Here is a 5,227-nt window from a genome sequence, read left to right as displayed (position 1 = left end):
CCGGATGTTGGGGTCCAGCAGGGTCAGCACCCCCCGCCGGGACTCCCGCGCGGGACCGGGCGTACGCCGTGCTCCGCGTCCCGCGCCTCGGGCTCGTCGTCCCCGTCGCGCAGGGCGTCGACAAGCGGGCCGTCCTGGACAAGGGCTACGCCGGGCAGTACCCGGGGACCGCCGGGCCGGGGGAGCGGGGGAACTTCGCCCTGGCCGGGCACCGGAACACGCACGGCGAGCCGTTCCGGTACATCGACCGGCTGCGGGCCGGCGACGAGCTGATCGTCGACCTGCGCGGGCGCCGGTACACGTACGTGGTCGGGAAGATCCTGAACGAGACCACCGAGCGGGACACCGGGGTGATCGCGCCCGTGCCGCGCAGCGTGGTGAAACCGGACCAGGGGTACAGCGAGCCCGGGGCGTACATCACGCTCACCACCTGCACGCCCGAGTACAGCTCGAAGTACCGGCTGGTGGTCTGGGGGACGCTCCGGTCGTCCGGGCCGTCCTGACCGATCGGGTTGTCTGCGGGCCCGGTTACCATCGGTGTCGTACGGGAGTTCGTGCGCGGGAGCGGAGAGGGGGAGGTCGATCATGGCTCGGCAACGACGTGACGGCGACCTGCTGTCCTTCACCCTGTTCGCGCGGACCTCGCGGGCCCTTGCCGTGCTGCTCCCGCTCGTGCTGCTCGGGGGACTCCTCGGGCTGTTCGCCGGGGAGGGCGGTCTGGGCGCCGTGGTGGTCGCCCTCGCGGCCACCGTCGCCGTGGGCACCGAGGCGCTCGCCGCCGCCGCGCGGCTCGTGCGGCCCGTGCCACCGCACCGCATACGCACCGCGATCCGTGATCGCGAGCAACGCACGGCGTTCCTGCCGCAGCGTGATCCCGATGCCTCGGGCCGGTCGCGGCCCAGGGCGCCCGGTCGTCTCGTCCCGACGGCCGCGTAGGGGCGCGCAGTACTTCTCGCCTTCTGCTGACTGATCACTGTTGTCGCCCCTCGCGGGTCGTCACGCCGAAATGCATCTCTTTCGACGTTCGACGAGACCCTTCGGAGGGCCCACGTGTCCGTTTTCACCCACCTTGTTGCCGAGCTGGGCCGGCTTCTCGAGCCGGTACTGGCGCAGTCCGCGACCGCTGCCGCGATCGTGCTGTTCACCGTGCTCGTACGGCTCGCGCTGCACCCGCTGAGCCGGGCCGCCTTCCGCGGGGCGACTCCGGCGGCGGGGTGCCTGCCGGTGCTGCTGCAGCTGCCGGTGTTCTTCGTGATGTACCAGGCGTTCTCCTCCGCCGAGGTGGGCGGGAAGGCGAACGAGCTGCTCGGGCACCGGCTCTTCGCCGCGCCGCTGGGGGCCCGGTGGACCGACGCGCTGGGCGAGGGCGGCCCGTTCGGGGCGCAGGGGCTGGTGTTCCTCGGGCTGTTCGGGGCGATCGCGGTGGTGGCCGCGTGGAGCGCGGTACGGGGTCGCCGGACGGCCGCCTCGGTCGCGGCGGCCCCTGCCGCCGCCAAGGCCGCCGGCCCGAAGAAGCCGGCCGGCCGGGTCGCGCCCAAGGGCAAGGCCGGTGCCGGGTCGGGGGCCAAGGCGGGGGCCGGGGTCGGGGTCATGGCCGAGGTGAGCGCCGAGCAGCAGGAGGTCATGCGCAAGCTGGGCGGCGTACTGCCCCTGCTCTCGTTCGGGACGCTGATCACGGCCGCCGTGGTGCCGCTGGCCGCCGGGCTCTATCTGCTGACCACGACCGCCTGGTCGGTGGCGGAGCGCGTCTGGCTCCAGTACCGCAAGGAGCGGGCGGAGCGGTCCGCGGAGCAGGCGGCAGAGCGGGTGGCAGAGCCGGCAGCGGATGGAGGCAGGCGTTCCAGTCTGTGAACAGGGTCTTGCGGATCGGGTGGACTTCTTGGAGGATCAGCCAAATCCTCCGATGGCCGCAACCCATCGGCCGGCCCTGGGCACGCCCCGGGCCGACCACCCACGACCACGGGAGAATGCCCATGAAGCTGCTGCGTGTCGGACCCGTAGGGTCGGAGCGCCCCGCGCTGCTCGACCGGGACGGGACCCTGCGTGACCTGTCCGGCCTGATCACGGATGTGGACGGCGGCCTGCTGGCCGACGACTCCGTGCTGACCCGGGTACGGGACGCGGCCGAGTCCGGCGAGCTTCCGGTCCTGGACGCCGAAGGCCTGCGCATCGGGGCCCCGGTCGGCCGCATCGGCAAGATCGTGGGCATCGGCCTGAACTACTTCGGCCACGCCGCCGAGATCGGCGCGGAGCCGCCGGCCGAGCCGATCCTGTTCCTGAAGGCCGCGGACACCGTGGTCGGCCCCGACGACACCGTGCTGATCCCGCGCGGCAGCGTGAAGACCGACTGGGAGGCCGAGCTCGGCGTCGTCATCGGCAGCACCGCCCGCTACCTGGACTCCGCCGTGCAGGGCCTCGCGCACGTCGGCGGGTACGTGCTGGTCAACGACGTCTCGGAGCGCGAGTTCCAGATCGAGCGCGGCGGCACCTGGGACAAGGGCAAGAACTGCGAGACCTTCACCCCGATCGGCCCCTGGCTGCTCACCGCCGACGAGGTCCCGAACCCGCAGGTCCTGGACGTGAAGCTGTGGGTCAACGGTCAGCTCCAGCAGGACGGCAACACCTCGGACCAGATCTTCCCGGTCGGCGAGGTCGTCCGGTACCTGAGCCACTTCATGACGCTGTACCCGGGCGACGTCATCGTCACCGGTACGCCGGCCGGTGTGGCGATGGGCCGGCCGGAGCCGAAGCCGTACCTGCGGGCCGGTGATGTCGTGGAGGTGGAGATCGAGGGTCTCGGCCGGCAGCGCCAGGAGTTCAAGGGCGCGTAGCCGGACGCGTGGCCGGACAGGGAAGGGGCGGGGTCGCATCGGCGGCCCCGCCCCTTTCGGCGACCGCCTTCCGACGACCGCCGTCGGCCCCGGTCCGCCGTCCCGTCGCGCGGCGGCCTCAGCCGGATGCGGACCCGGTGGCGGGAAGCTCCACGACCACGCCCTGCTCGGACGACCGGCGGGCCGCCTCCAGTACGTCGAGGCACTGCGCGGCCTCCAGCGCCGTCACGGGCGCGGGCCCGCCCGTGCGCAGCGCGGCCGCCACCGCCGCGTAGTACGCGGGGTAGTCGCCCTGCTCGGTCGGAACCGGGATGCCGCCGCCGGTCAGCGGGGACTCGCCGGAGCCGAGCCGCCCCCACAGGTGCGGGGGCTCCTCGCCCCACGGCAGGTCCCCGCCCGGCTGCAGCCCGTCCCGCAGGGCGCCCTCCTGCGGGTCGAGGCCGTACTTCACATAGCCGGCCCGGGAGCCCAGGACGCGCAGCCGCGGTCCGAGCTGGGCGGCGGTCGCGCTGACGTAGAGGTGGGAGCGGACCCCGCTCGCGTGCGTGATCGCGAGGAAGGTGTCGTCGTCGGTCTCGGCGCCCGGGCGGCGCACGTCGGCCTCCGCGTAGACCCGTACGGCCGGGCCGAACAGCACCAGCGCCTGGTCCACCACGTGGCTGCCGAGGTCGTAGAGCAGGCCGCCGATCTCCTCCGGGGCACCCGACTCGCGCCAGCCGCCCTTCAGCTGCGGGCGCCAGCGCTCGAACCGGGACTCGAAGCGCTGGACCTCGCCGAGCTCGCCGTCGGCGATGAGGCGGCGCAGGGTCAGGAAGTCGTTGTCCCAGCGGCGGTTCTGGAAGACGGAGAGGAAGGTGCCGCTGCGGTCCGCGAGGGCGGCGAGCGCGCGCGCCTCGGCGGCGGTGGCGGCGATCGGCTTGTCCACGACCACCGGGATGCCGGCTTCGAGGGCGGTGGTGGCGAGCGGGACGTGCGTCCGGTTGGGGGAGGCGATCACGACCAGGTCGAGGTCCCGGTCCCACAGCTCGGCGGCGGTGGCGGCGATGTGCACGTCGGGGAACTCCGTACGGGCCTGGGTCTGCCGGGCCGGGTCGGAGGTGACGACGGTGTCCAGGACGAGCCCGTCGGTGGCTGCCACGAGGGGGGCGTGGAAGACGGAACCGGCGAGTCCGTAGCCGATGAGGCCGACGCGCAGCGGGGCGGGAGGGGTGGGGGAGACAGGGGTGGCGGGGGTGCTCATGGCTCCACTTTGGCAACAGTGTTGCCGAAGTGCAAGGAAGGTGGACAATGGGCATGTGAACAGCGGAAGCGGTGACGGGCGCGGCGGGGTGAACCTGCCGACGCTGCGCGGATACAACGAGGCGCTGATGCTGGATCTGCTGCGCGGCGCGGGTCCGGAGGGCTTGGGTCGCGCGGAACTCGCGACCCGTGCGGGACTCACCCCGCAGGCCGTCAGCAAGATCACGGCCCGGCTCGGCGGGGACGGGCTGATCGAGGAGGCCGGGCGCGCCGCGTCCACCGGCGGCAAGCCGCGCACCCTGCTCCGGCTGGTGCCGGAGGCCCGCCACGCGGTCGGGGCGCACCTGGACCGCGACGAACTCCGGGTCGTACGGGTGGATTTGGCGGGTCACGTCGTCGCCGAGAGCCGTGGCCCGCTGGACTTCGCGCTCGGGCCGGACGCCGTGCTGGAGGCAGTCGTGGAGGCGGTCGAGCGGGTCCGTGGACCTGTCGCGCCGCCGCTGCTGGGCGTGGGGGTGGCCGCGCCGGGGCCGCTCGACCACCGGTCCGGGGTGATGGGCCGGGTGACCGGGTTCCCGGAGTGGCAGGGCTTCCGGATGCGGGAGCTGCTGGAGGGGCGGCTGGGGGTGCCGGTGCTGGTGGACAAGGACACGAACGCGGGCGTGGCCGCCGAGGGATCCGGACGATCCGGTGGGTGCGGGCCCGGGACCTCCGTGTACCTGCACGTGGGGACCGGTCTCGGCGCGGGGCTGTGGTTGGGCGGCGGGATCTACCGGGGTGCGCGCTCGGCGGCGGGGGAGTTCGGGCACCAGGTGATCAGCCTGGACGGCCCGCCGTGTCCCTGCGGGGCGCGGGGATGCGCGGAGGTGCTGTGCCTGGGGGCCGTGGCCCGGGGTGATCTGGCCGAGGCGGCGCGGGTCCTGGGGGTGGGGGCGGCCAACCTGGTCGCGCTGCTGGACGTGGACCGGGTGCTGCTCGGTGGGCGGGCGGTGGCGGCGGCGCCGGGGGTCTTCCTGAGCGGGGTCCGGGAGGTGCTGGTGGAGCGGGCGGCGGTGCCGGCCGCCATGCCGGTGGTCGCTCTCGCGCGGGTGGGGGTGGCCGAGGGGGCGGCTGAGCTGGCGCTCGGGCCGACGTTCGGGCGGCGGGCCGGGTGAGCC

6 protein-coding genes are annotated in these 5,227 nt (G+C 74.2%); 5 read left to right on the top strand and 1 reads right to left on the bottom strand.

The window, feature by feature from the left end; genetic code table 11:
* The 4 genes from AB8A24_RS42855 to AB8A24_RS42840 all read left to right on the top strand — a co-directional run.
* A partial coding sequence (locus AB8A24_RS42855; RefSeq protein WP_369479215.1) for a class E sortase occupies window positions 1–503 on the top strand: 503 nt, incomplete at its 5' end.
* Between the two features lie 82 nt (window positions 504–585).
* Complete coding sequence (locus tag AB8A24_RS42850) at window positions 586–936, top strand: DUF6412 domain-containing protein (protein ID WP_369479214.1); 351 nt, start codon at window positions 586–588, stop codon at window positions 934–936.
* Between the two features lie 114 nt (window positions 937–1,050).
* A complete protein-coding gene (locus tag AB8A24_RS42845) occupies window positions 1,051–1,851 on the top strand; it encodes a YidC/Oxa1 family membrane protein insertase (protein ID WP_369479213.1) in 801 nt (266 codons plus the stop codon).
* 122 nt (window positions 1,852–1,973) lie between these two features.
* The gene (locus AB8A24_RS42840) at window positions 1,974–2,831 is read left to right on the top strand and encodes a fumarylacetoacetate hydrolase family protein (protein WP_328963234.1); all 858 of its coding nucleotides are present in this window, start codon (window positions 1,974–1,976) and stop codon (window positions 2,829–2,831) included.
* A 118-nt stretch (window positions 2,832–2,949) separates the two neighbouring features.
* Here AB8A24_RS42840 and AB8A24_RS42835 read toward each other — a convergent pair whose 3' ends face one another.
* Window positions 2,950–4,071 carry a Gfo/Idh/MocA family oxidoreductase gene (locus tag AB8A24_RS42835; RefSeq protein WP_369479212.1) on the bottom strand — a complete coding sequence of 374 codons (1,122 nt, stop codon included), beginning with the start codon at window positions 4,069–4,071 and terminating at the stop codon, window positions 2,950–2,952.
* A 127-nt stretch (window positions 4,072–4,198) separates the two neighbouring features.
* Between AB8A24_RS42835 and AB8A24_RS42830 the strand changes: the two genes are divergently transcribed.
* Entirely contained in the window at window positions 4,199–5,224 is a 1,026-nt protein-coding gene (locus AB8A24_RS42830) for an ROK family protein (RefSeq protein ID WP_369479216.1), read from the top strand.
* The last annotated feature ends 3 nt before the right edge of the window (window positions 5,225–5,227 follow it).

Source organism: Streptomyces sp. BF23-19, from assembly GCF_041106355.1.
GTDB classification, from domain to species: Bacteria; Actinomycetota; Actinomycetes; order Streptomycetales; family Streptomycetaceae; genus Streptomyces; species Streptomyces virginiae_A.
Note: the sequence above shows the minus strand (reverse complement) of the source record. Positions and strands in the feature narration are given on the sequence as shown.